This is a genomic window from Streptomyces sp. NPDC057743, assembly GCF_042798755.1.
In the GTDB taxonomy this organism is placed as follows: Bacteria; Actinomycetota; Actinomycetes; order Streptomycetales; family Streptomycetaceae; genus Streptomyces.
On the sequence record NZ_JBHVJX010000004.1, the window covers coordinates 60,359 to 85,564 of the forward strand.

Here is a 25,206-nt window from a genome sequence, read left to right on the forward strand (position 1 = left end):
CGCCCGTCGACCGCACCGACCGACCGATCCCCGCCCGAGGAGGCCCCGCTCGTGACTGCCCGCCCGTCCCCTCCCCCATCCGCTCCGGACGGCGCCTCGCCCGCGTCGCCGCCGTCCCGCGTCAGCACACCCACGCCCGCGCCAGCCCCTGCGTCCGGTGCGAAGCCGGCCGGTGGCTCCGGGGTGCGCCGCGCCGAGCCGCTGTCCGCCGAGGACCGCGGGCGGCTGCTCGCCGGGGCGCACCACGACCCGCACGCCCTGCTCGGCGCCCATCCGGTGCCCGGCGGAGTGCTGCTGCGCGCCCTGCGGCCGCACGCCGAGTCCGTCACGGTCATGGCGCCGGGGCTGCGGGTGCCGCTGCGCTCCGAGGGCGACGGGCTGTTCGCGGGGGTGCTGCCGCTGCGCGAGATCCCCGACTACCGGCTGCGGGTGGACTACGGCGACACCGCGCTGACCGTGCGGGACCCGTACCGCTTCCTGCCCGCGCTCGGCGAGTTGGACCTGCACCTGTTCCGCGAGGGCCGACACGAGGAGCTGTGGCGGGCGCTCGGCGCGCGGGTGATGACGCACCAGGGGGCCACCGGCACCCGCTTCACCGTGTGGGCGCCCAACGCCCAAGGTGTGCGGGTGGTGGGGAACTTCAACTACTGGGACGGCACCGGATTCCCGATGCGGTCGCTGGGCTCGTCCGGGGTGTGGGAGCTGTTCCTGCCCGGCATCGGCGAGGGCGAGCTCTACAAGTTCGAGATCACCCGGCCGGACGGGACGAAGACGGTGCGGGCCGACCCGATGGCCCGGCGCACCGAGTGCCCGCCGGCCACCGCCTCGGTGGTGCACGACTCGCACTACGCCTGGCGGGACGAGGCGTGGCTGGCGCGACGCGGCGAACGGCCGGTGCACACCGCGCCGTTCTCCGTCTACGAGGTGCACCTGCCCTCCTGGCGCCCCGGACTGACCTATCGCCAACTGGCCGCGCAACTGCCCGGCTACGTCAAGGACCTGGGCTTCACCCACGTCGAGTTCATGCCGGTCGCCGAGCACCCCTTCGGCGGCTCCTGGGGCTATCAGGTGACCGGCTTCTACGCGCCGACGGCCCGGATGGGCACCCCGGACGACTTCAAGTTCCTGGTGGACGCGCTGCACCGGGCCGGGATCGGCGTCCTGATGGACTGGGTGCCGGCGCACTTCCCGCGGGACGACTGGGCGTTGGCCGAGTTCGACGGGCGGCCGCTGTACGAGCCCGGGGACCCGAACCGGGCCGCCCACCCGGACTGGGGGACGCTGGAGTTCGACTACGGCCGCACCGAGGTGCGCAACTTCCTCGTCGCCAACGCGGTGTACTGGTGCGAGGAGTTCCACATCGACGGGCTGCGGGTGGACGCGGTCGCCTCGATGCTCTACCTCGACTACTCGCGTGAGGAGGGCGGTTGGACGCCGAACGCGCACGGCGGGCGGGAGAACCTCGACGCGGTCGCGTTCCTCCAGGAGATGAACGCGACGGTATACCGTCGCTGCCCCGGCGTCGTCACCATCGCCGAGGAGTCCACCGCCTGGGACGGCGTCACCCGCGCCACCCACCACATCGGCCCCGGCGGCTTCGGCGGGTTGGGCTTCGGACTGAAGTGGAACATGGGGTGGATGCACGACTCGCTCGGCTACGTCGAGAAGGAGCCGGTGCACCGCAAGTACCACCACGGCGAGATGACCTTCTCGATGATCTACGCCTACTCCGAGAACTACGTGCTGCCGATCTCGCACGACGAGGTGGTGCACGGCAAGCGGGCGCTGGTGTCGAAGATGCCCGGCGACTGGTGGCGCCAGCGCGCCAACCACCGGGCGTACCTGGGCTTCATGTGGGCCCACCCGGGCAAGCAACTGCTCTTCATGGGGCAGGAGTTCGCCCAGGGCGCGGAGTGGGCCGAGCGGCACGGCCCGGACTGGTGGCTGCTGGACCCGTCCTACGAGGCGGAGCCGGACCACCGGGGCGTGCGCGACCTCGTCCGCGAGCTGAACCGCCGCTACGGTGCCACCCCCGCGCTGTGGGAACGGGACACCGACCCGGCGGGCTTCAGCTGGATCGACGCGGACGCGAGCGAGGACAACGTCTTCGCCTTCCTGCGGTTCGCCGAGGACGGGCGCCCGTTGATCGCGGTCAGCAACTTCTCGCCCGTGGTCCGGCACGGCTACCGGCTGGGGGTCCCCGGTGACGTGCCCGTCTGGCGGGAGGTCCTCAACACCGACGACCCGCGCTACGGCGGCAGCGGCGTCGCCAACCCCGAGCCGGTGAAGACCGAGCCGGTGGCCTGGCACGGCCGCCGCACCTCGATCCAGGTGGTGCTGCCGCCGCTGGCGACGCTCTGGTTGGCGCCGGCGTAAGACGGGCCCGCCGGGCGACCGCCCGGTGGTGCGCGGAAGGGGCGGGCGCGCGCGGCGCCCGCCCCCTCTCCCCTCCTGCGCCCCCGAGGGCGCCACCCGGCGCGCGGGCCGGGCGACGGGTCAGACCGCGGCGGACGCCTTGGTGGCGTCGGCCGGGGCGGCGGGGGCGTCGTCGGCCGGCGCGCCGTGGTCGTCGGCGGTCAGCGTCCGCTCGTCGAACGGCAGCCGGCCGGCGAGCACTTCGGTGACCCGCTCCTTGTCGATCTCCTTGGTCCAGGTGCCGATCAAGACGGTGGCCACCGCGTTGCCGGCGAAGTTGGTCATCGCCCGGGCCTCGCTCATGAAGCGGTCGATGCCGACGATCAGGCCGACGCCGTCGACGAGTTCGGGCCGGTGCGACTGGAGGCCGCCGGCCAGCGTCGCCAGGCCCGCGCCGGTGACCCCGGCCGCCCCCTTGGACGCGATGATCATGAAGACCAGGAGGGAGACCTGCTGGCCGAGGGAGAGCGGCTTGTCCATCGCCTCGGCGACGAACAGCGCGGCCATGGTCAGGTAGATGGCGGTGCCGTCGAGGTTGAAGCTGTAGCCGGTCGGCACGGTGATGCCGACGACCGGGCGGCTGACGCCCAGGTGCTCCATCTTCGCGATCAGCCGGGGCAGCGCCGACTCCGAGGAGGAGGTCGACAGGATCAGCAGGAACTCCCGGCCGAGGTACTTCAGCAGCGCGAGCACGTTCACCCCGGCGACCAGCCTCAGCAGCGTGCCCAGCACCACGACGACGAAGAGCAGGCAGGTCAGGTAGAAGCCGACCATGATGACGGCCAGCGACTTCAGCGCGGCCACGCCGGTGGCACCGACCACCGCGGCCATCGCGCCGAACGCCCCCACCGGCGCCGCCCACATGATCATCGACAGCACCCGGAAGACCAGCTTCTGGACGTGGCCGATGCCGCGCAGCACCGGCGCCCCGGCGGGGCCGAGCGCCTGGAGCCCGAAGCCGACCAGCAGCGCCACCAGCAGGGTCTGGAGCACCTCGCCCTGGGTGAGGGCGGAGACCAGGGAGGTCGGGATGATGCCGAGCAGGAAGTCGGTGGTGGTCTGGTGGGCTCCGGCGGTCTGGGCCTGGCCGGCGTGCCGGAGCGCGTCGGTCAGGTGCAGGCCGGAGCCGGGGTCGAGGAGGTTGCCGACGAGCAGGCCGATGGCGAGCGCGACGGTGGACATCACCATGAAGTAGCCGAGGGCCAGGCCGCCGACCGCACCGACCTTGGCCGCCTTCCGGACCGAGCCGATGCCCAGCACGATCGTGCAGAAGATGACGGGCGAGATCATCATCTTGATGAGGTTGACGAACCCGGTGCCGACCGGCTTGAGCTGCACCGCGAAGCCGGGCGCTGCCAGGCCCACGACGATGCCGAGCAGCACCGCGCCGATCACGGCGAGGTACAGGAAGTGGGTCCGGTCCCGCTTGGCCGGTGGGGCGTCCTCGGCGGCGCCCCGGGACGACGGGGTCTGTGCGGCCACGGCTGGCCTGCCTTTCTGACGGGGGCACGGTCCCGCGCCGCTACTGCGGCTCGCGGCGCGGAACGAGTCCCGGCGACTATGCACGGCGGTGTGGCGGCCGTCACCCTTGCGTACATTTCGTTCACGTAAAAGTGACCCGGCAGACTGTTCCGCATGAACCCGCCCCGTCCCCGCCGGCCGCGGCGGCTGCGCGGCCCGCGCAGCCTCGCCGGGCAACTCTTCGCCATGCAGGTGGTCCTGGTGGCGGCGGTGGTCCTGGGCTGCGTCGTCTTCGCCTACGTCAGTGCCGGCCGGCAGGCGGAGGAGACCGCGCGGCGGCAGGCGACCGCGGCGTCCACCGCCGTCGCCGACTCCCCGGCCGTGGTGGCGGCGGCCCGCACCAAGGACCCGACCGCCGCGCTCCAGCCGTACAGCGAGCGGCTGCGCCGGGACGCCGGGGTGGACTTCGTCGTGGTGATGGCGCCGGACGGGACGCGCTGGACGCACCCGGATCCGTCCGTGATCGGCGGGAAGTACCTCGGTCACATCGGGCCCGCTCTGCGCGGCGAGGTCTTCCCGGAGACCCACCAGGGGGTGCTCGGCCCGTCCGTGCGGGTGGTCGCCCCGGTCCGCGACCCCGAACGGGGCGGCCGGATCACCGCGCTGGTCAGCTCCGGGATCACCATCGCCACCATCGGCGAGCAACTGCGAGACCAGGTCCTCGCGCTGGTCGGGGTGGCCGCGGCGGCGCTGGCCCTGGGCGGCGCCGGCACCTACGTGATCAACGCCCGGCTGCGCCGGCACACCCACGGCATGAACACCGCCGAGCTGTCCCGGATGTACGACTACCACGAGGCAGCGCTGCACGCCGTCCGCGAGGGACTGTTGATGGTGGACGGCGACGACCAGGTGGCGCTGATCAACGACGGCGGACGGGAGCTGCTCGGGCTGACCGGGGACGCGGTGGGCCGACCGGTCGCCGAGCTGGGGCTGCCGGCAGCACTGACCGAGGCGCTGCGGGCGGCCGGCCCGCGCGTCGACGAGCTACACCTGACCGGCGAACGGGTGCTGGTCGTCAACTCCGCGCCGGTCTCCGGCGGGCAGCGGCGCGGCAGCGTCGTCACCCTGCGCGACCACACCGAACTCCAGGCGCTGTCCGGTGAGTTGGACTCCGTGCGGGGCTTCGCCGAGGCGCTGCGGTCGCAGGCGCACGAGGCGGCCAACCGGCTGCACACCGTGGTGTCGCTGATCGAACTGGGCCGGGCCGAGGAGGCGGTGGAATTCGCCACCGCCGAGCTGGAGTTGGCGCAGGCGCTGACCGACCGGGTGGTGGGCGCGGTCGCCGAACCGGTGCTGGCCGCGCTGCTGCTGGGCAAGGCCGCGCAGGCCAACGAGCGCGGTGTGGAGCTGGTGTTGACGCCGGACAGCCGGATCGACGACGGGGTGCTGCCGCCGGACCTGCCCGCCCGCGACCTGGTGACGGTGCTCGGCAACCTCGTCGACAACGCCCTGGACGCCGCCGCCCCGCCGCAGGGGGACGGCCCGCCGCCCCAGGTGCGGGTCACCGCCCGGGCCGACGCCGGCGAGCTGCTGCTGTGCGTCGTGGACAACGGCCCCGGGGTCGCCGCGGACGCCACCGAGGAGGTCTTCCGGCGCGGCTGGAGCACCAAGGACGGCAACCTCAAGAAGCCTGCCGGCGGCGGCCGCGGGTTGGGGCTGGCGCTGGTCCGGCAGGCGGTGCACCGGCACGGCGGCACGGTCCGGCTGGATCGGGGGCCGGAGGGCGGCGCGCGGTTCACCGTGCAGCTGCCGCTGCGGGCGACTCAGGGCGCGGACCGGTGAGCGGCCGGGGGCCCGGCGCGGCGGGCGACGAGGCGGTCCGCGTCCTGGTCGTCGAGGACGATCCGGTCGCGGCGGCGGCGCACGCCCTGTACGTGGGGCGGGTGCCGGGCTTCGCGGTGTCCGGCACCGTGCACTCGGGCACCGAGGCCCGCCGCCACCTCGAACACCACCCGGTCGACCTGCTGTTGCTGGACCTGTTCCTGCCGGACGGGCACGGGCTGACGCTGGTGCGGACGCTGCGCGCCGCCGGGCACGGCGCGGACATCATCGCGGTGACCTCGGCCCGCGATCTGGCGATGGTCCGCGAGGGCGTCTCGCTGGGCGTCGTCCAGTACGTGCTGAAACCGTTCACCTTCGCCACCCTGCGGGACCGGCTGCTGCGCTACGCCGAGTTCCGCGCCACCACCGGGGAGGCCAGCGGGCAGGACGAGGTGGACCGGGCGCTGGCGGCGCTCCGCGCGCCCCGCCCGGCCGCGCTGCCCAAGGGGTTGACCGCGGCCACCCTGCGGGCGGTGACGGACGTGCTGCGGGCCGCCGCCGACGGGCTGACCGCCACCGAGGCCGCCGCCGACGTGGGGATCTCCCGGATCACCGCCCGGCGCTATCTGGAGCACCTGGTGGAGGCCGGCCGGGCCGCCCGGGCGCCGCAGTACGGGCACGTCGGCCGCCCGGAGTTGCGCTACCGCTGGTCGGGCCATTGACCCGGTGTGACCGGTGGCTTACTTTCAGCAGGCAGTAGGCCGTGGGTAGTTGACCGTGCGCGGCCGGTCCGCGAGGGGTCGGCCGCGGTTCGTTGGAGGTCGTGCCGTGCGCTCCACCGCTCCGCCCGGAAAGGTCCCGCTCCTGTTCGCGGCCGCCGCGTTGGCCGCCGGCACGCTCACCGGCTGCGGCGCCACCGGCGGCGACCCGAACACCGTCAAGGTCGCCTTCATCAAGGACACCAACAGCCGGGTGAGGGTCCGGGACGACTATCTCGCCCTGGTGGCGCGGCAGTTCGAGCGGGCCAACCCCGGCAAGAAGGTCAGGCTGATCCCGGTCCAGGCATCGGAGAACGACTACTACACCAAGATCCAGCAGATGATGCGCTCCCCGAAGACCGCGCCCGACGTGGTCTACGAGGACACCTTCCTGATCAGCTCCGACATCAGGGCCGGGCTGCTGCGGCCGCTGGACGAACACCTCAACTCCTGGGCCGACTGGCGGCAGTTCGTGCCCACCGCGCGGGCCGCGGCCCGCGGGCAGGACGGGCGAACCTACGGCGTCCCGGACGGCACCGACACCCGCGGGCTGTGGTTCAACCGGAACGTCTTCGCCAGGGCCCACCTGCCCGCCGACTGGCACCCCCGCACCTGGGACGAGGTGCTGGACGCCGCCCGCACCATCAAGCGGAAGGTGCCCGGGGTGATCCCGCTGAACGTCTTCACCGGCAAGGGCGCGGGCGAGGCCGCCGTGATGCAGGGCTTCGAGATGCTGCTCTACGGCACCGGGCCGAACCCGCTCTACGACCCCGGCGCGAAGAAGTGGGTGGTCGGCTCCCGCGGCTTCACCGACAGCCTCCGCTTCCTCGACACGGTCTACAAGGAGAAGTTGGGCCCGGACGTCTCCGACGCGCTCAGCCCCAACATCCAGACCAACGTGGCCGCCGAGCTGCTGCCGCAACAGAAGCTGGCGATCGACCTCGACGGCTCCTGGCTCGGCCAGCAGTGGCAGCGCACCGGCGGCGGCAACCCCTGGCCACAGTGGTCCCGCACGCTCGGCCAGGCGCCGTTCCCCACCCGCTCCGGCGCCCCGCCCGGCCGGGTCAGCCTGGCCGGCGGCTGGGCCTGGTCGGTGCCGTCCAGGGCGCAACACCCCGAGCTGGGCTGGAAGGTGATCGCCACCCTCCAGTCGCGGGCCAATGCGCTGGAGTGGTGCGTGCGCGGCGCCCAGATCGCCGTCCGCCGGGACGTGGCGGCCGAGCCGCGGTACCGCACGGCGGTGCCGGGCATCGGCTTCTTCACCAAGCTGGTCGAGGTGAGCCGGTACCGGCCGGCGCTGCCGGAGTACCCGCAGGTCGCCGCGGCGATCGGGGAGGCGACCGAGTCCGTCACCGCCGGCGACGCCACCCCGGCGCAGGCCGGGGCCCGCTACGACCAGACGGTGCGCTCCCTGGTGGGCGGCGCGGTCGTCAACAAGCCGTGAGGCGGCGCCTGGTGCGCTGGTCGCCGCTGGCCCCGGCCACCGCGCTGCTGCTGCTCTTCCTGGCCGGCCCGGTCGGCTACTGCGGCTACCTCGCCTTCACCGACACCCAACTCACCGGCCAGGGCGCGGCGTCGTTCGTCGGGCTGGCCAACTTCCGCCGCGCGGTGGGCGATCCGGAGTTCCGCAACGCCGTCGTGCTGACCGTGGTGTTCACCCTGATCTCGGCGGTGCTCGGGCAGAACACCCTGGGGCTGGCGCTGGCCGGGCTGCTGCGGCGCGCCTCGCGGCCGGTGCGGGCGGTGACCGGCACGGTGGTGATCACCGCCTGGGTGCTCCCGGAGATCGTCGCCGGCTTCCTGCTCTACACCTTCTTCGAGCGCCGCGGCACCCTCAACGCCCTGCTCGCCTGGCTCCATCTGCCCGCCCAGGACTGGCTGTTCACCCTGCCCATCCTGGCGGTGTCGTTCGCCAACGTCTGGCGCGGCACCGCGTTCTCGATGCTGGTGTACTCGGCGGCGCTGGACGGCATCCCGCAGGAGGTCGCCGAGTCGGCGGAGGTGGACGGCGCCCGCGGGCTGCGCCGACTGTGGCACATCACCCTGCCGATGATCCGCCGCTCGGTCGGCACCAATCTGATGCTCAACACCCTCCAGACGCTGTCGGTGTTCGGGCTGATCTGGGCGCTCACCCGGGGCGGCCCCGGCAACCGCAGCCAGACCCTCCCGGTGTTCATGTACGACCAGGCGTTCGTGAAGTCGCTGATCGGCTACGGCACGGCGGTGGCACTGCTGTTGCTCGTGGTGGGCGCGCTGTTCTCGGCGGTGTATCTGCGGCTGCTGCGGGAGGAGGTCTGATGCGGGCCGGACGACGGCGGTGGGCGCCGGTGCGCGCGGCGGTTCGGCGGCGCCTGGCGGCCGACGCCGCGCTGTTGGTCGTCGCGGTGGCGTTCGCGGTGCCGCTGGCGTGGCTGGTGCTGGCGTCGCTGGACGAGCGGGCGACGCTGCGGGTACACCTGCCCGCCTCCCCCACGCTGCACAACTTCTCGGCGGTGCTCACCGACGAGATCACCTTCACGCCGATGCTCAACAGCCTGCTGATCTGCGGCGGGGCCACGCTGCTCACGGTTGCCTGCGCGGCGCTGGCCGCCTACCCACTGTCCCGCTTCCGGTCCCGCTTCGCCCGCCCGTACCTGCTCACCGTGCTCTTCTCCGCCTGTCTGCCGGTGACCGCGGTGATGGTCCCGGTCTACGCGCTGTTCGTCCGGGTGAACCTGATCGACACCCGCTATGGGACGGCGCTCTTCCTGGCCGCCGCCCAACTGCCGTTCGCGATCTGGCTCATGAGGAACTTCATGGACGGGGTGCCCGCCGTGCTGGAGGAGGCGGCGTGGACCGACGGCGCCTCCCGGCCGCAGGGGCTGTTGCGGATCGTGCTGCCGCTCATGGCCCCGGGCGTCGGCGTGGTCGCGGTCTATACCTTCATCATGATGTGGGGGAATTTCTTCGTCCCGTTCATGCTGCTGCTCTCCCCGGAGCAACTCCCGGCGTCGGTCAGCATTTTCACTTTCTTCGGGAATTACGGCGCCATCGCCTTCGGCGAACTCGCCGCATTCTCGATCCTGTACTCGACACCGGTGCTCCTGCTGTACATCCTTATTTCCCGGCGGTTGGGCGGCGGATTCGCCCTGGGCGGCGCCGTGAAGGGGTGATCGTCCCCCGTAGACTCCCTGGTCGGCGAGGACACCGCGCGGATCTGGTCGCGAAATCCGGCCCGCGGTCGGGCGCCTCTCGTACGTTCCCCCAACCGCCAACCTTGGATATCCGCACGATAGGTCCGCGGCATCGCCCTCACCTACCGTGTGCCGGTGAGCACGGACGACGAGGAAGCCCGCAGGCCCCCTTTCAATGCCGCCGCCGCCCGCCGGCTGCGGGAGGCCCTCGGCATGACCCACGCCCACGTCGCCTACGGAATCTGGGCCGCCTACGGAAAACGCCTGGAACCGGCGGCGGTGGCGTCCTGGGAATTGGGCGAGAGCTCCCCCACCGAGGCGGAGTTGGCCGCGCTGGCCGGCGCCCTGTGGTGCGCCCCCGCCGAACTGCTCGGCGCCCCCGAGACCCTCCGCGAGTACCGGCTGGCGCTCGGCCTCGCCCCTGCCGATCTGGCGCACCGGATCGGCATGGACGTGGCCGGGTACGAGCACCTGGAGGCCGGCGGGCGGTGGCGGGGCACCGACCGGCAGGCGGCGGCGCTGGCCGAGGCGTTGGCGCTGCCACTGCCCGCGCTGATCCGCTTCACCGACCAGGAGGACCGCCTGGTCGAGCTGTTGACCAGCGCCGCCACCACCCGCTGGCAGGGCTACGTCCGACCGGTCGGCAGGCTGGCACCGTTGCCCAAGGAGCGACTGGCAACGGCCCTCCAGGAACTGCACGAGGAGTACCACGCGACGATGACCGCCTCGCTGAGCTGGACCGGCGGCCGGGCCCCGGACGAGGCGGGCAGGGCGGGCCGGGACTTCCTCGACGGGATACTGGCGGAGTTCTGGCGACGGGTCGGCGGGGCCGACACCCTGCCACCCGCGCCGCGCGACGAGGACGGGGCCGGGGCCGGGGCGTTGTCCTAAGGGGCGCGCGTCAGTCTGCGGGTGGACCGCCGTCCGTCCAGAGGTGGACGCCGGCGCCGGGCGTGGCACTTGCGACCGGTGCGGCTTTCGGTCCCTGCGGGCGAAGCCGAAGGCGGGGTGCGGCATCGAGGATGGGAACACGGCGTTTCCGCCGACTTTTTTCCCATCCCTTCACCCCTTCCTGGGAGTTCGTGGTGTCGCACGCCGCCGTCCCCCGTCCCGTTTCCCCGCTCCGCCCGGCCACCCCGGCCGTCGCCGCCCGCGCCACCGACCTGAGCAAGGTCTACGGCCAGGGCGAGACCCGGGTGGTGGCGCTGGACTCCGTCTCGGTGGAGTTCGGCCGGGCCCGCTTCACCGCGATCATGGGTCCCTCCGGCTCGGGCAAGTCCACCCTGATGCACTGCATGGCGGGGCTGGACTCGATCTCCTCCGGCTCGGCCCGGATCGGCGACCTGGAGCTGGCCTCGCTGGGCGACAAGGAGCTGACCCGGCTGCGCCGGGACAAGATCGGCTTCATCTTCCAGGCGTTCAACCTGCTGCCGACGCTCACCGCGTTGGAGAACATCACGCTGCCGATGGACATCGCGGGCCGCCGCCCGGACCGGGAGTGGGTCGGCCGGGTCGTGGACACCGTGGGGCTCTCGGAGCGGCTGGGGCACCGGCCGTCCCAGCTCTCCGGCGGCCAGCAGCAGCGGGTCGCGGTGGCGCGGGCGCTGGCCGCCCAGCCGGAGATCATCTTCGCGGACGAGCCGACCGGCAACCTCGACTCCCGCTCCGGCGCGGAAGTCCTGGGCTTCCTGCGGGAGTCGGTGCGGGCGATGGACCAGACCGTGGTGATGGTGACCCACGACCCGGTCGCCGCCGGCTATGCGGACCGGGTGGTCTTCCTCGCCGACGGCCGGATCGTCGACGAGCTCCACGAGCCCACCGCGGACGCCGTACTGGACCGGATGCGCCGCTTCGAGGCCGCAGGCCGAACCAACTAGCCGCAGGCCGGACCAACTAGCCGCGGGCCGGACGAGCTAGGGCCTTCCCGATAGCGGCGCCCCGGACACACCGGCCGCCGACCGCCGAGCGCCGACCACGCCAACTGACCGGTCTTTCCAGCGAGTTGGTCGCGCCCGGCCACCGCCGCCCTCCCCCAGCCCCCGCCCAGGCCCCGTACCCAGGATTGACACCACCACCATGTTCAGAACCGCCCTGCGCAACGTCCTCGCGCACAAGGCCCGCCTGTTGATGACCGCGCTCGCGGTCCTGCTCGGCGTCGCCTTCGTCGCGGGCACCCTGATCTTCAGCGATTCCGTCGGCGAGGCCGTCAAGAACGCCTCCGCCAAGAACCTCAAGGACGTCGCCGTCTCCGTCCAGGCCACCGCGGACCCCGACACCGGCCCCGGGCCGGGGAAGGACGGCAAGCGGGCCACCGCCCTGGATACGCGCCTGGCCGACCGGATCCGGGCGCTGCCCGGCGTGACCGGCGTCCGCGCCGACGTCACCGGCGAGGCGACCCTGGCCGGCAAGGACGGCGAGCCGATCGGCAACGGCTGGCAGAACCGCGCCGTCAACTACCAACCGGGCAAGGACGGCAAGGACCCCCGCTACCCGCTGGTGCAGGGCCGCGGCCCGGCCGCCGACGGGGAGTTGGCGCTGGCCGAGACCACCGCGAAGGCGGCCGGCGTCCGCGTCGGCGACACCGTGCGGTTCGCCACCGACGGCCCGGTACTGACCAAGAAGCTGGTCGGCATCGTGGCGACCGACGACCCGGCGGTGACCGCGGGCGGCAGCCTGGCGCTGTTCGACACCGCCACCGCGCAGAAGCTGTATCTGCACCCGGGCCAGTTCGACGAGTTGGTGGTGGCGGCCGCCCCCGGCACCGATCAGCGGGCGCTGACCACCAAGGTCCGCGCGCTGCTGCCGGCCGAGCGTGCGGAGGCGACAAGCGGGCACGACCTGGCCGCCGAGCAGGCCCGGCGGATCGCCGCACAGAACAGCGCGCTCAGCAAGACCCTGCTCACCTTCGCCGGGATCGCCCTGTTCGTCGGCGTCTTCATCATCGCCAACACCTTCACCATGCTGATCTCCCAGCGCAGCCGCGAGATCGCGCTGCTGCGCGCGGTGGGCGCCTCCCGTCGGCAGGTGGTGCGCTCGGTGCTCGCCGAGGCCGGCCTGTTGGGCCTGCTCTCCTCGGTGGTGGGCTTCGCGCTGGGCGCCGGGATCGCGGTCGGGCTGCGGGCCGTGCTGGACGCCAACGGCGCGGGCTTCCCGGACGGCCCGGTGGTGATCAGCCCGTCCGCGGTGCTCGCCTCGTTGGGCGTGGGCGTCGTGGTGACCGTCCTGGCCGCCTGGCTGCCGTCCCGCAAGGCGGCGCGGATCGCCCCGGTGGAGGCGCTGAGCGCCGTCGAGGCGCCGCCGGCCCCGCGCGGCCTCGTGGTCCGCAACACCATCGGCGCGCTGATCACCGGCGCCGGCGTCGCGGTGATGCTGTGGGTGTCCACCCTCACCTCCGGCGACGACCTGCCGATCGCCATGGCGGGGTCGGCGCTGACCCTGACCGGCGTGATCATCCTGGCCCCGCTGCTGTCCCGCCCGCTGGTCTCGCTGGCCGGCGCGGTCACCACCCGCCTCTTCGGCGTCACCGGCAAGCTGGCCAAGGAGAACGCGCTGCGCAACCCGCGGCGGACGGCGGCGACCGGCTCGGCGCTGATGATCGGCCTGACCCTGATCACCGGGATGACCGTGGTGGGCCACTCCGCCCAGGTGGCCATGGACAAGATGGTCGGCAGCGGCCTGACCGCCGACTACCAGGTCAAGACCTCCACCTACGTCGGCCTGGACCCGAAGCTGTCGCCGAAGGTGGGCCAGGTCCCCGGCGTCGAGGCGGTGGCCCCGATCCGCGGCGCGGGCTTCTCCACCGACCCCGGCCCCGGCCGCGACAGCAACTTCGGCTACCTCCGCGGCACCGACCTCGACCAGATCGGCAAGGTCACCCAACTCGACGTCACCCAGGGCTCGTTGGCCGCCGTGAAGGCCGGCGGCATCGCCGTCTCGCAGAGCGGCGCCAAGGAGCACGGCTGGCGCGTCGGCGACCTGGTCAAGGTCGAGTTCTACGACAAGAAGAAGGCCCAGCTGAAGGTCGCCGCGGTCTACGCCGACAACGAGACCCTCGGCTCCTCCTTCGCCGCGACCGCCCTGGTCGATCCGCACCTGGACCGGTTCCGCGACGACGAGCTCCTGGTCAAGACGGCGAACGGCGGCTCCCCCGCGCTGGCCAAGGACATCCGCCGGGCGCTCGGCGACAGCCCGCTGCTGAAGGTGCAGAGCCGCGATGACCTGCGCAAGGAGAACGCCGGTCAGATCGACACCATCGTGAACATGGTCTACGGGCTGCTGGGCATGGCCGTGATCATCGCGGTGGTCGGCGTGGTCAACACCCTGGCCATGTCGGTCTTCGAGCGCACCCGCGAGATCGGGATGCTGCGCGCCATCGGCCTGGCCCGCAGCGGCATCAAGCAGATGGTCCGGCTGGAGTCGGTGGTCATCTCGCTCTTCGGCGCGGTGCTCGGCATCGGCCTCGGCATCTTCCTGGCCTGGGCCGGCGGCAGCCTGGTCGGCTCGTCCTTCCCGACCTACGCGATGGTGCTGCCCTGGGGCCGGCTCGGCCTGTTCCTGCTGATCGCCCTGGTCGTCGGCGTGCTGGCGGCGCTGTGGCCGGCCCGCCGGGCGGCCCGGCTGAACATGCTGGAGGCCGTCGCCTCCCAGTGAGGCACCGGCCGCACGCAAAGCCGCCGGCGACGCACCCAACGGTGCGTCGCCGGCGGCTCGTTGATGTCACATGACGAGCGGACGCCGGCTCAGAAGACCGACTCGGCCTCGTCCATCCGGTCCTCCGGGACCCGCTTGAGCTCGGTGATCGCCTCGGCCAGCGGGGTCATCACGATGTCGGTGCCGCGCAGCGCGGTCATCTGGCCGAAGTCGCCGCGGTGCGCGGCCTCGACGGCGTGCCAGCCGAAGCGGGTGGCCAGCACCCGGTCGTAGGCGGTGGGGGTACCGCCGCGCTGGACGTGGCCGAGGATGACCGGGCGGGCCTCCTTGCCCAGGCGGTGCTCCAGTTCGCGGGCGAGCGCGGTGCCGATGCCGGAGAACCGCTCGTGCCCGTACTGGTCGATGGCGCCCTTCTTGTAGTCCATGGTGCCGGGCCGCGGGTGGGCCCCCTCGGCGACGCAGACCACGGCGAACTTCTTGCCACGGGCGAACCGCTCCTCGACCATCTTCACCAGGTCGTTGACGTCGAACTCGCGCTCCGGCAGGCAGATGCCGTGGGCGCCGCCGGCCATCCCGGACTCCAGCGCGATCCAGCCCGCGTGCCGGCCCATGACCTCGACGACCATCACCCGCTGATGCGACTCGGCGGTGGTCTTCAGGCGGTCGATGGCCTCGGTGGCCACGCCGACGGCGGTGTCGAAGCCGAAGGTGCGGTCGGTGGAGGAGATGTCGTTGTCGATGGTCTTGGGGACGCCGACGACCGGCATCCCGGCGTCGGCGAGCATCCGCGCGGCGGTCAGCGTGCCCTCGCCACCGATCGGGATCAGGACGTCTATCCCGTACTCGCGGGAGAAGTCCTTGGCGCTCTCGCACGCCTCGCGCAGCCGGGCACGCTCCAGGCGGGCGGAGCCGAGGATGGTGCCGCCGCGGGCCAGGATGCCGCTGACCGCGTCCAGGTCCAGCTTGCGAAAGCGCCCGTCGAGCAGGCCCTTGAAGCCGTCCTCGAAGCCGATGACCTCGTCGCCGTGGCCGGTCAGGGCGCGGTGGACGACGGACCGGATCACAGCATTCAGTCCGGGGCAGTCGCCGCCCGCGGTGAGGACTCCGATACGCATCGTGCTGTGTCTCCTGTGCTCGCTGTCGGTTCGTGTGAGCCGGTCCGATTCTTTCATGCGTGGCGCACCCGCACCCCGGCGCGGGCGGCCACCCCCACTGTCCCCCGGCCCGCACCCGCAGGGAAACTGGGAGAGCGACTTATCGATCCGCGCAGGTATTGTCAAGAGGGTCAAGCCCACCATAACGGGTAATTTTGACCTTGTGACCAGGGAAAATCCGCAGGCCGGGCGCCTCGCGGCCATCGGAATGGACGGAGAGACCGCGTGACGCGCAGCGTGTACGTGACCGGTATCGACCGCGGCGACGGCCGCCAGGTCGTCGAGCTGGGAGTCATGGAGCTCCTGACCCGCCACGTCGATCGGGTGGGGGTCTTCCGGCCCCTGGTGCACGACGGGCCGGACCGGCTCTACGAACTGCTGCGGGCCCGCTACCGCCTCACCCAGCCCGCCGAGTCCGTCTACGGCATCAGCTACCCCGAGGCCGCCGCCCTCCAGGCCGAGCGCGGCACCGACGAGCTGGTCTCCCGGCTCGTCGACCGCTTCCACGCCGTCGCCCGCGACTTCGAGTACGTGCTGGTCCTCGGCTCGGACTACGCCGACACCAGCCTCCCCGACGAGCTGGCGCTCAACGCCCGGCTGGCCAACGAGTTCGGCGCCGCGGTGATACCCGTCGTCGGCGGCCAGGGTCAGGAGGCCGAGTCCGTCCGCGCCGAGGCCCGCAACGCCTACCGCGTCTACACCTCGCTGGGCTGCGACGTGGTCGCCCTCGTCGTCAACCGCGTCGCCCCCGAGCAGCGCACGGCCGTCGTCGAGCGGCTCGCCGCCCGGCTGCCGGTGCCCTGCTACGCGCTCCCCGAGGACGGCTCGCTCTCCGCGCCGACGGTCGGCCAGATCGTGCAGGCGCTCGGCGCCGAGGTGCTGTTGGGCGACGACTCCGGCCTCGCCCGGGACGCGAGGGACTTCGTCTTCGGCGGCGCGATGCTGCCGACCTTCCTCCAGGCGCTCACCCCCGGCTGCATGGTGATCACCCCCGGGGACCGTGCCGACCTCGTCATCGGCTCGCTCGCCGCGCACAGCGCCGGCGCCCCGCCGATCGCCGGCGTGGTGCTCACCCTCGACGAGCGCCCCGGCCCGGACATCATGGCGTTGGCCGCCCGCCTCGCGCCCGGCACCCCGGTGGTCTCCGTCCCCGGCGGTTCCTTCCCCACCGCCGCCGAACTGTTCGCCATCGAGGGCAAGTTGAACGCCGCCTCGCCGCGCAAGGCGGAGACCGCGCTCGGCCTCTTCGAGCGGCACGTGGACACCGCCGAGCTCACCGACCGGATCTCGGTCGCCCGCTCCGAGCGGGTCACCCCGATGATGTTCGAGCACGAGCTGATCGAGCGGTCCCGCGCCGGCCGCCGCCGGGTCGTCCTGCCCGAGGGCTCCGAGGAGCGGGTGCTGCGCGCCGCCGATGTGCTGCTGCGCCGCGACGTCTGCGACCTGACGCTGCTCGGCGAGGAGGAGACGATCCGCAAGCGCGCCGCCGACCTCGCCATCGACCTGGCCGACGCGCAGATCATCGATCCGCAGACCTCGCCGCTGCGCGAGCGGTTCGCCGACCTCTACGCCACCCTCCGCGCCCACAAGGGCGTCAGCTACGAGCTGGCCTTCGACATGGTCGCCGACGTCTCCTACTTCGGGACCCTGATGGTGCAGGAGGGCCTGGCCGACGGCATGGTCTCCGGCGCGGTGCACTCCACCGCCGCCACCATCCGCCCGGCCTTCGAGATCATCAAGACCAAGCCGGGCGCGGGGATCGTCTCCTCGGTCTTCTTCATGTGCCTGGCCGACCGCGTCCTGGTCTACGGCGACTGCGCGGTCAACCCGGACCCGAACGCCGAGCAGTTGGCCGACATCGCCATCCAATCCGCCACCACCGCCGCCCAGTTCGGCGTGGAGCCGCGGATCGCGATGCTCTCGTACTCCACCGGCACCTCCGGCTCCGGCGCCGACGTCGACAAGGTCCGCAAGGCCACCGAGCTGGTCCGCGAGCGGCGCCCGGACCTGCTGGTCGAGGGCCCGATCCAGTACGACGCGGCGGTGGACGCGGCGGTCGCCGCGACCAAGCTGCCGGACTCCGACGTGGCCGGCAAGGCCACCGTGCTGATCTTCCCGGACCTCAACACCGGCAACAACACCTACAAGGCCGTCCAGCGCTCCGCCGGCGCGGTCGCGGTCGGCCCGGTCCTCCAGGGCCTGCGCAAGCCGGTCAACGACCTCTCCCGCGGCGCCCTCGTCCAGGACATCGTCAACACCGTCGCGATCACCGCGATCCAGGCCCAGGGCGCCGAGCCCGGCACCGGCCACACCCGCTGACCCCACCCCCCACGGAAAGCCCTTCATGACTGCCAACGCCACCCGCGTCCTCGTCCTCAACTCCGGCTCCTCGTCGGTGAAGTACCAACTGCTCGACATGAGCGATGGCTCGCGGCTCGCCGTCGGCCTGGTCGAGCGGATCGGTGAGACGACCTCGCGCCTGGTCCACACCCCGCTGGCCGCCGACGGGGAGACCCGCGAGATCACCGGCCCGATAGCCGACCACGACGCCGCGCTGAAGGCGGTGGCCGACGAACTGGCCGCCGACGGGCTCGGCCTGGACTCCCCCGAACTGGCCGCGATCGGGCACCGGGTGGTGCACGGCGGACTGAAGTTCACCGCGCCGACCGTCATCGACGACCCGGTGCTCAAGGAGATCGAGCGGCTGGTGCCGGTCGCCCCGCTGCACAACCCAGCCAACATCACCGGCATCAAGACCGCCCAGGCCCTGCGCCCCGACCTCCCGCAGGTCGCGGTCTTCGACACCGCCTTCCACACCACGATGCCGGAGCACGCGGCCCGTTACGCCATCGACGTGGAGACCGCCGACGCGCACCGCATCCGCCGCTACGGCTTCCACGGCACCTCGCACGCCTACGTCTCCCGCCGCACCGCCGAACTGCTCGGCAAGGCGCCCGAGGACGCCAACGTGATCGTGCTGCACCTGGGCAACGGCGCCTCCGCCTCCGCCGTCCAGGGCGGCCGCTGCGTGGACACCTCCATGGGGTTGACCCCGCTGGAGGGCCTGGTCATGGGCACCCGCTCCGGCGACATCGACCCGGCGGTGACCTTCCACCTCAAGCGGGTCGCCGGGATGTCCGTCGACGAGATCGACGAGCTGCTCAACAAGAAGAGCGGCCTGATCGGGCTGTGCGGCGACAACGACATGCGGGAGATCCGCCGCCGGATCGACGAGGGCGACCAGCGGGCCGCGCTCGCCTTCGACATCTACATCCACCGGCTGAAGAAGTACATCGGCGCCTACAGCGCGGTGCTCGGCAAGGTCGACGCGGTGGCCTTCACCGCGGGCGTCGGCGAGAACGCCGCCCCGGTCCGCGCCGCCGCCATCGCCGGCCTGGAGGAGCTGGGCCTGGCGGTGGACGCCGCGCTGAACGACGTCCGGTCCGACGAGCCGCGGCTGATCTCGCCCGAGTACGCCCGGGTCGCGGTCGCGGTGGTCCCCACCGACGAGGAACTGGAGATCGCCCGGCAGACGTACGCCCTGGTCACCGCCTAGATCAGCGCTGGGCCCCACGGGGGCGGGCCCACCGGCCGGGCGGGCCCGCCCCCGGCTGAAGAGTCTGTGAAGCAGAGCGAAATATTCCGCTCCGAAACAAACCGATAGGATCGAGACATGCGCCGTTCCAAAATCGTCTGCACCCTGGGCCCCGCCGTCGACTCCTACGAGAAGCTGAAGACGCTGATCGAGGCCGGCATGAACGTGGCCCGCTTCAACATGAGCCACGGGACCCACTCGGAGCACGAGGAGCGGTACCACCGCCTCCGCAAGGCCGCCGAGGAGACCGGCCGCGCCGTCGGCGTGCTGGCCGACCTCCAGGGCCCCAAGATCCGCCTGGAGACCTTCGCCGAGGGCCCCGTCGAGCTGGTGCGCGGTGACGAGTTCGTCATCACCACCGAGGACGTCCCCGGTGACAAGCACATCTGCGGCACCACCTACAAGGGCCTGCCCGGCGACGTCTCCAAGGGCGACCCGGTCCTGATCAACGACGGCAACGTCGCCCTCCAGGTCGTCGAGGTCGACGGCCCGCGGGTGCGCACCATCGTCATCGAGGGCGGGGTCATCTCCGACCACAAGGGCATCAACCTGCCCGGCGCGGCGGTCAACGTCCCGGCCTTGTCCGAGAAGGACATCGAGGACCTGAAGTTCGCGCTGCACATGGGCTGCGACATGGTCGCGCTCTCCTTCGTGCGGGACGCCAAGGACGTCCAGGACGTGCACCGCGTCATGGACGAGGTGGGCCGCCGGGTCCCGGTCGTCGCCAAGGTGGAGAAGCCGCAGGCGGTCGCCAACATGCACGAGGTCGTGATGGCCTTCGACGCCGTCATGGTGGCCCGTGGCGACCTGGCGGTGGAGTACCCGCTGGAGAAGGTCCCGATGGTGCAGAAGCGCCTGGTGGAGATGTGCCGGCGGAACGCCAAGCCGGTGATCGTGGCGACCCAGATGATGGAGTCGATGATCACCAACTCCCGGCCCACCCGCGCCGAGGCGTCCGACGTCGCCAACGCCATCCTGGACGGCGCCGACGCGGTCATGCTCTCCGCGGAGTCCTCGGTCGGGCAGTACCCGATCGAGACCGTCAAGACCATGTCGAAGATCGTCGAGGCGGCCGAGGAGGAGCTGCTCTCCAAGGGCCTCCAGCCGCTGGTGCCGGGCAAGAAGCCGCGCACGCAGGGCGGTGCGGTGGCCCGCGCGGCCTGCGAGATGGCGGACTTCCTCGACGGCAAGGCCCTGGTGGCGTTCACCAAGTCCGGTGACACCGCCCGCCGGCTGTCCCGTTACCGCGCCGCCCAGCCGATCCTGGCCTTCACCACCGACCTCGCCACCCGCAACCAGCTCACCCTGAGCTGGGGCGTGGACTCCTTCGTCGTCCCGCACGTGGACAACACCGACGCGATGGTCGACCTGGTCGACGCCGAGCTGCTCAAGCTCAAGCGCTACAACGAGGGCGACACCATGATCATCACCGCCGGTTCGCCCCCCGGCGTCCCCGGCACCACCAACATGGTCCGGGTGCACCACCTCGGCGGCGAGCGCGTCTGACGCGCCGCCCGGCGGGCACAACTACGGCGGTGGGCCGCCCCCTTGGTCGAAGGGGGCGGCCCACCGCCGTTTCTCCGCGGCTCCCGGAGTTCTCGTCGGCGCCGGCCGGCTGCCGCTCTAGCCCTCGATGGGGCTCAGTCCTCGATGGACAGGTGCATGCCCGGCACGTGCAGGTTGCCGCCGAACTGGCCGGCCTGGTCCAGCTTCACCTTGCTGAAGTAGGCGTACGGGACGTTCAGCGGCGGCGGGTGCTCGGGGTCGAAGACGATCGGGATCAGCCCGAAGAGGTTGCCCTGCAACCGCTCGCTGTAGAGCGTTACCTTGCCGCCGCGGATGGTGGACGTGGAGCCCGGCGTGGACCGCACGTGGTAGTGCTTGCCCGACGCCGGGTCGTCCACGATCTGGTGCAGGTCGGCGATGTCGATGCTGTCCGCGGTGAACTTCAGCACCTGCTTGGCGTGGCCGCTCTGCGTCGTGACGTTGACCACGCCCTCGTAGTTCAGGCCGCGCAGGGTCAGCCCGGTGGACTCCAGGTGCCAGGGGAGGTCCGGGAGGGTGGCCGGGGTCTGCTCGTCCTTGCCCTTCTGCTTGTTCTCCACGACGCAGGGGAACGCGGGCTTGCCGTTCTTGTCCTTGCCGTCCAACCCGCCGCCGGGCAGCGCGTTGTCAGCCGTGCCGACGGCGCCGTGCACGGTGTCGTTGACCGCCTTCGACGGGTTCTTCACCGCATCGCCGACCGGCTTGGTGACCTCGTCCAGGCCGGGGCCGGAGCCCGACGAGCCCGACGCGTCCTTGGCCGACGACTCCTTGCCCGACGAACCCGCCGACGGCGTCGGGGACTTGGTGGCGGACGCGGACGGCGAGGGGGTCGGCGACGCCGACGGCTGGTCGGACTTCTTGTGCACGCCGAAGAGGCCGCCGAGCGCGTCGCCGATCCCGCCCAACAGGCCACCGTCGTCCTTCGTCGGCGAGGCCGACGGGGACGGGGTCGCCGAGGCGGACGGGCCGGGCGCCGCGCCGCCGCTCGCGTCCTTGCCGGCCGAGGGCGACGGCGAGGCGGACGGCGACGGTGAGGCCGACGGCCCCGCGGACGGCTTGCCGCCCTCCTTCCCGGCGTCCTTGCCGTCCTTCTTCTGGTCCTTCTGGTCCTTCTGGTTCTTGGCGTCGTCCTTCGCCTTGGCGTCCTGGCCGGACGTGTCCGGGACGGTGACGCAGGGGCCGTCCCGGAAGGGGCTCTCGGGCGGCACCGGTTTGGCGATCGCCATCTGGGGCGTGAGCCCCATGCCCATGAGGACGGCGGACGGCATCGCCGCGATGGCGATCGCCTTGCCCGCCGGCACGTGCAGGCGGGTCAACAGCGGCTTCTTGGGCGCCGCGTGTCTGGGTCCGCTCCCCGCGCCCGGGCGGTGCGGGGGGACCCCCTTCGCCTGGGAGGCCGCGCCCTCGCCCTCCGGCGGGGGTGCCCCCACGTGCAGTTGGTCACCCGGCACGGTGCCTCCCGTTCGTTCCGTTGGTCGGGCTGCTCGTTCCTGACAGATCGTCCAGTCCGTTGCCCAACCCGGGACCACCGGCCGCCGGAGCGGGGTGGGTGGCGACCACCGGCCCGACGACGCGGTCCCCCGCGCCGGGCTCGTCCTCGCTGCGCACCGCCTTGCCCGGCGCCCACGAGACGCCGAGCGCGCCGCCGATCAGCCCCAGCAGGAAGCCGATCAGGAAGGCGCCGAAGTTCGAGACGACCAGGGAGACGAGGGCCAGCAGGATCGCCGCGACGCCGGCGAAGACCCGCGAGACCGGCTGGAACCACATGGTGAGGCCGAGCACCACCAGCAGCACGCCGATGATCAGCGAACCGGCGCCGGCCGTGGTCGCCATCCGGACGGTGAGGGACCCGATGGTGAGGTTCGCGTAGGGGATGTACATGATCGGGATGCCCGCGAGGAGGGTCAACAGGCCGCCCCAGAAGGGGCGTTGACCGCGCCAGTGGCGGAACGCCTGCCGCTTTTGGCCGAGGGCCTGCTTCAGCTGTGGTCGTTCTGCGCTCATGCGCCAGCCTCCCTGCGGTCGGCGGGCCCGCATCCGCGCCGCACGTACCTGTCGATGACTCTTCCCCCGGGGGCACCGCCCGGCGTTGGCCGGGGAACTCCGGCCGGGGAGTCCCCCATGCTCCAGTCGCTCATGTCCGGCTCCTCGGGACTGGCAATTCGGTGGTTCTGTGGGCACTTCCAGCGCTACCCGGCGTACGGGCACGGGGAACGGCACGACGCCGTACAGCTCCACCCCGCGCCCGCACGCTCAGTGCGTCAGTAGCACTCGCTCGCGCCCTTGGCGACGCTCATCTTGAGGCCGCTGAGCTTGAACGTGCCGGCCGTGGTGGCCCAGGCACGCTGGTGAACGCCGGTCAGCGTGGCCGTGTCGGCCTCCTGGGCGAAGGAGCCGGGGTCGGCCTTGTCGCCCTTCTTCATGCCGGGTCCCTTGGACGTGGACCCCGCCGCAACACCGATGTTGATGTTCTTGAAGGTCGCGTCCGCGCTCAGCTGGTCGAGGTCGATGTAGAGGTTCTTGGCCTCCACCGGCTGGCTACCAGCGCCGCCCGCCTGGAGTTTCATCGACACATCGCCGAACACCGGGACCGGCACGACGACGGACTGGCACAGGTTGCGGATCTTGGCGTTGGAGAACGCCGAGACCGCGACCGGGACGTTCTTGCCGTTCTTCTGGGCGTCAACCGCGCCGTACTGGACGAAGCCGGTGCCGTCCAGCCGGTCCGTGCTGACCTTGAACTGCTGGCCGGACACGCTGAACGACGCCGCCAGGGCACCCTGCGAGAGGGCGACACCGATCGCGGCGGTTGCCGCGACGCTCGGCACCATGACGACGGCGAACCGCTTCCATCTGGTCCCGCCACGAGTCAAGGACTCCATGACTTTCCTCCTTCTCGGACGTACATCTCCGGTGCGTACCGCCTCGGTTGAGGCCGGTCGTACCTGGGATGGGAGAAGTGCTACGTCCTCGGGAAGGAGAGCGCCCGTCTCGAAAGGCCACAGCAGTGTTCTTCGAATACCGGCGATCACCCCCGAGCGACAACCACTGGCCACGCTCTCGCGCAACCTCACCGGACAGGCCCTGCCACGGACGGCAGAGACCCCCCTGTCCAGGGCCGGCGCCACTGCCGCCGACCCACTCGGTGGGGACCCAAATGCCCCGCGGCGCCGGCCGGATGCCGGGCTGCGGGAATGGACCGAGCGTCGCCGATCGTCGTGCATTCCCGGCCGCCGCACAAGGCCCTCGTTACTTACGGGTAACGACCCGATAACCCTGCCGGGACACAGAGAGATCATCTAGGCACGCAGCGTCGCCGCTCACAGCGACCAAACAACGGGTAATTCAGGGCAAAACTGGGCCAGTTGACCGCTTCGACTTACTCCAAGTAACAGCGGCCACCTTTACCAAGTTTCGGTAAAGCGTGGCCGCCGTGTCGTTTGCCGGACCCTTGTGTGGGAGTCGTGAGGGAGCGGATCCGGACGGGCCGGAAATGTGCCCGGAAACCGCCGAAGTGTGGCTCAGAACAGGACGCGGGCCAACGCCGTGCGCGCCTTCGTCACCCGCGGGTCCTCCGCGCCGATCACCTCGAAGAGCTCCAACAGCCGCACCCGCGCGGCCTCCCGGTCCTCACCCGCGGTCCGCTTCACGGTCTCGATCAGCCGGCCGAAGGCGTCCTCGACGTGCCCGCCGACCAGGTCCAGGTCCGCGGCCTTGATCTGCGCCGCGGCGTCGCCCGGCTCCTCCGCGGCCTGCTTGCGGACCGCCTGCGGGTCCAGGTCCTGTACCCGCTTGAGGAGTTCGGCCTGGGCCAGGCCCAACTTGGCCTCGGGGTTGGCCGGGTCGTCGGAGAGCACGTTGCGGTAGGCGCGGATGGCGCCGTCGAGGTCGCCGGCGTCCAGCGCGTCGGCCGCCGCGGTCAGCGCCGCGTCGTACGGGCCGACCGGTGCGGGCGCCTCGGCCGCGGCGTCGCCCTGCTCGGCGGCCGCCGGGTCGACCGGCGCGCCCACGATGCCGAACTGCTGCTCGGCGACCTGCACCAACTGGTCCAGCACCTGGCGGAGCTGGCCCTCGGGGACCGCGCCCTGGAAGAGCGGGATCGGCTGGCCCGCGACCACCGCGAAGACCGCCGGGATGCCCTGCACCCCGAACTGCTGGAACAGCATCTGGTTGCTGTCGACGTCGATCTTGGCGAGGACGAACCTGCCGGCGTACTCCGCCGCGAGGCGCTCCAGCAGCGGGCCGAGCTGCTTGCACGGCTCGCACCACTCGGCCCAGAAGTCAATGACGACCGGGACCTCGTTGGACCGCTGGAGGACGTCCTGCTGGAACCCCGCCTCGTCGACGTCGAACACCAGGCGGGTGGCGCCGGCCGGCTGCGCACCGGTGCGGGCGGCCTCGGCGCGGGCCTGCTCGGCCTTCTGCTTCGCTTCCCCGGCCGCCTTCACCGCTGCGAGGTCGACGACTCCACTCATGGACATGTTGCGTGGCTGCATGTGTCCATCCTCCCCCCTGAGCGGCCGGTTCCGGAAAGCGATCCGGGAAGCGGGCCCGCTCGCGCCCGTACGCCCCGCTGGAATGCGGCCCGCGCCGGGGAACCGGTGCCCGTTGGCGGCCCCGTGCACGGGGCCGGT

Annotated in this window: 18 protein-coding genes; 12 read left to right on the forward strand and 6 right to left on the reverse strand. The window is 72.2% G+C overall.

Features of this window, described 5'->3' with window-relative positions; all coding sequences use genetic code 11:
- The first annotated feature begins 51 nt into the window (after positions 1-51).
- Positions 52-2,376 carry a 1,4-alpha-glucan branching enzyme gene (gene glgB / locus ACFVFQ_RS05545; protein ID WP_383409138.1) on the forward strand — a complete coding sequence of 775 codons (2,325 nt, stop codon included), beginning with the start codon at positions 52-54 and terminating at the stop codon, positions 2,374-2,376.
- Between the two features lie 120 nt (positions 2,377-2,496).
- Here glgB and ACFVFQ_RS05550 read toward each other — a convergent pair whose 3' ends face one another.
- Positions 2,497-3,897: a cation:dicarboxylate symporter family transporter gene (locus ACFVFQ_RS05550; protein ID WP_383409141.1), complete on the reverse strand. Its 1,401-nt coding sequence runs from the start codon at positions 3,895-3,897 to the stop codon at positions 2,497-2,499.
- Positions 3,898-4,050: 153 nt separating this feature from the next.
- Here ACFVFQ_RS05550 and ACFVFQ_RS05555 point away from each other — a divergent pair, with 153 nt between their 5' ends.
- The 8 genes from ACFVFQ_RS05555 to ACFVFQ_RS05590 all read left to right on the forward strand — a co-directional run bounded on the left by ACFVFQ_RS05555 (position 4,051) and on the right by ACFVFQ_RS05590 (position 14,278).
- Positions 4,051-5,718 (forward strand): ATP-binding protein, encoded by a 1,668-nt coding sequence (locus ACFVFQ_RS05555; RefSeq protein WP_383409143.1) that lies wholly within the window; start codon positions 4,051-4,053, stop codon positions 5,716-5,718.
- Positions 5,715-6,419: a response regulator gene (locus ACFVFQ_RS05560; RefSeq protein WP_383409146.1), complete on the forward strand. Its 705-nt coding sequence runs from the start codon at positions 5,715-5,717 to the stop codon at positions 6,417-6,419. Before ACFVFQ_RS05555 ends, ACFVFQ_RS05560 begins: the two co-directional genes overlap by 4 nt.
- 106 nt (positions 6,420-6,525) lie before the next feature.
- Positions 6,526-7,899 carry an extracellular solute-binding protein gene (locus tag ACFVFQ_RS05565; RefSeq protein WP_383409147.1) on the forward strand — a complete coding sequence of 458 codons (1,374 nt, stop codon included), beginning with the start codon at positions 6,526-6,528 and terminating at the stop codon, positions 7,897-7,899.
- Positions 7,896-8,753 (forward strand): carbohydrate ABC transporter permease, encoded by an 858-nt coding sequence (locus ACFVFQ_RS05570; protein ID WP_383409150.1) that lies wholly within the window; start codon positions 7,896-7,898, stop codon positions 8,751-8,753. Before ACFVFQ_RS05565 ends, ACFVFQ_RS05570 begins: the two co-directional genes overlap by 4 nt.
- On the forward strand, positions 8,753-9,607 hold the full coding sequence (locus ACFVFQ_RS05575) for a carbohydrate ABC transporter permease (protein ID WP_383409153.1): 855 nt from the start codon (positions 8,753-8,755) through the stop codon (positions 9,605-9,607). Before ACFVFQ_RS05570 ends, ACFVFQ_RS05575 begins: the two co-directional genes overlap by 1 nt.
- A 150-nt stretch (positions 9,608-9,757) precedes the next feature.
- Entirely contained in the window at positions 9,758-10,519 is a 762-nt protein-coding gene (locus ACFVFQ_RS05580; RefSeq protein ID WP_383409156.1) for a helix-turn-helix domain-containing protein, read from the forward strand.
- A gap of 194 nt (positions 10,520-10,713) precedes the next feature.
- The gene (locus ACFVFQ_RS05585; protein ID WP_383409159.1) at positions 10,714-11,505 is read left to right on the forward strand and encodes an ABC transporter ATP-binding protein; all 792 of its coding nucleotides are present in this window, start codon (positions 10,714-10,716) and stop codon (positions 11,503-11,505) included.
- Between the two features lie 199 nt (positions 11,506-11,704).
- Positions 11,705-14,278, forward strand: a complete 2,574-nt coding sequence (locus tag ACFVFQ_RS05590) for an ABC transporter permease (protein WP_383409161.1) — start codon at positions 11,705-11,707, stop codon at positions 14,276-14,278.
- 89 nt (positions 14,279-14,367) lie between these two features.
- On the opposite strand, the gene ACFVFQ_RS05595 is transcribed toward ACFVFQ_RS05590, so the two are convergent.
- Positions 14,368-15,393, reverse strand: coding sequence for an ATP-dependent 6-phosphofructokinase (locus ACFVFQ_RS05595; RefSeq protein WP_383409164.1), 1,026 nt, complete (start codon positions 15,391-15,393; stop codon positions 14,368-14,370).
- A gap of 264 nt (positions 15,394-15,657) precedes the next feature.
- Between ACFVFQ_RS05595 and pta the strand changes: the two genes are divergently transcribed.
- From pta to pyk, 3 genes are all read left to right on the forward strand, one after another.
- Complete coding sequence (gene pta, locus ACFVFQ_RS05600; protein ID WP_383409167.1) at positions 15,658-17,751, forward strand: phosphate acetyltransferase; 2,094 nt, start codon at positions 15,658-15,660, stop codon at positions 17,749-17,751.
- Between the two features lie 25 nt (positions 17,752-17,776).
- Positions 17,777-18,988 carry an acetate kinase gene (locus ACFVFQ_RS05605; RefSeq protein WP_383409170.1) on the forward strand — a complete coding sequence of 404 codons (1,212 nt, stop codon included), beginning with the start codon at positions 17,777-17,779 and terminating at the stop codon, positions 18,986-18,988.
- Between the two features lie 117 nt (positions 18,989-19,105).
- Positions 19,106-20,533 (forward strand): pyruvate kinase, encoded by a 1,428-nt coding sequence (gene pyk / locus ACFVFQ_RS05610; RefSeq protein ID WP_383409173.1) that lies wholly within the window; start codon positions 19,106-19,108, stop codon positions 20,531-20,533.
- Between the two features lie 134 nt (positions 20,534-20,667).
- Here the strand turns inward: pyk and ACFVFQ_RS05615 are convergent, their stop codons facing one another.
- The 4 genes from ACFVFQ_RS05615 to ACFVFQ_RS05630 all read right to left on the reverse strand — a co-directional run bounded on the left by ACFVFQ_RS05615 (position 20,668) and on the right by ACFVFQ_RS05630 (position 25,068).
- Positions 20,668-21,888: a hypothetical protein gene (locus ACFVFQ_RS05615; RefSeq protein ID WP_383409176.1), complete on the reverse strand. Its 1,221-nt coding sequence runs from the start codon at positions 21,886-21,888 to the stop codon at positions 20,668-20,670.
- 124 nt (positions 21,889-22,012) lie between these two features.
- Positions 22,013-22,576: a DUF6114 domain-containing protein gene (locus ACFVFQ_RS05620; protein ID WP_383409179.1), complete on the reverse strand. Its 564-nt coding sequence runs from the start codon at positions 22,574-22,576 to the stop codon at positions 22,013-22,015.
- Positions 22,577-22,833: 257 nt separating this feature from the next.
- Positions 22,834-23,454: a DUF6230 family protein gene (locus ACFVFQ_RS05625; protein ID WP_383409182.1), complete on the reverse strand. Its 621-nt coding sequence runs from the start codon at positions 23,452-23,454 to the stop codon at positions 22,834-22,836.
- Between the two features lie 639 nt (positions 23,455-24,093).
- A complete protein-coding gene (locus ACFVFQ_RS05630; protein WP_383409185.1) occupies positions 24,094-25,068 on the reverse strand; it encodes a tetratricopeptide repeat protein in 975 nt (324 codons plus the stop codon).
- Between the last annotated feature and the right edge of the window lie 138 nt (positions 25,069-25,206).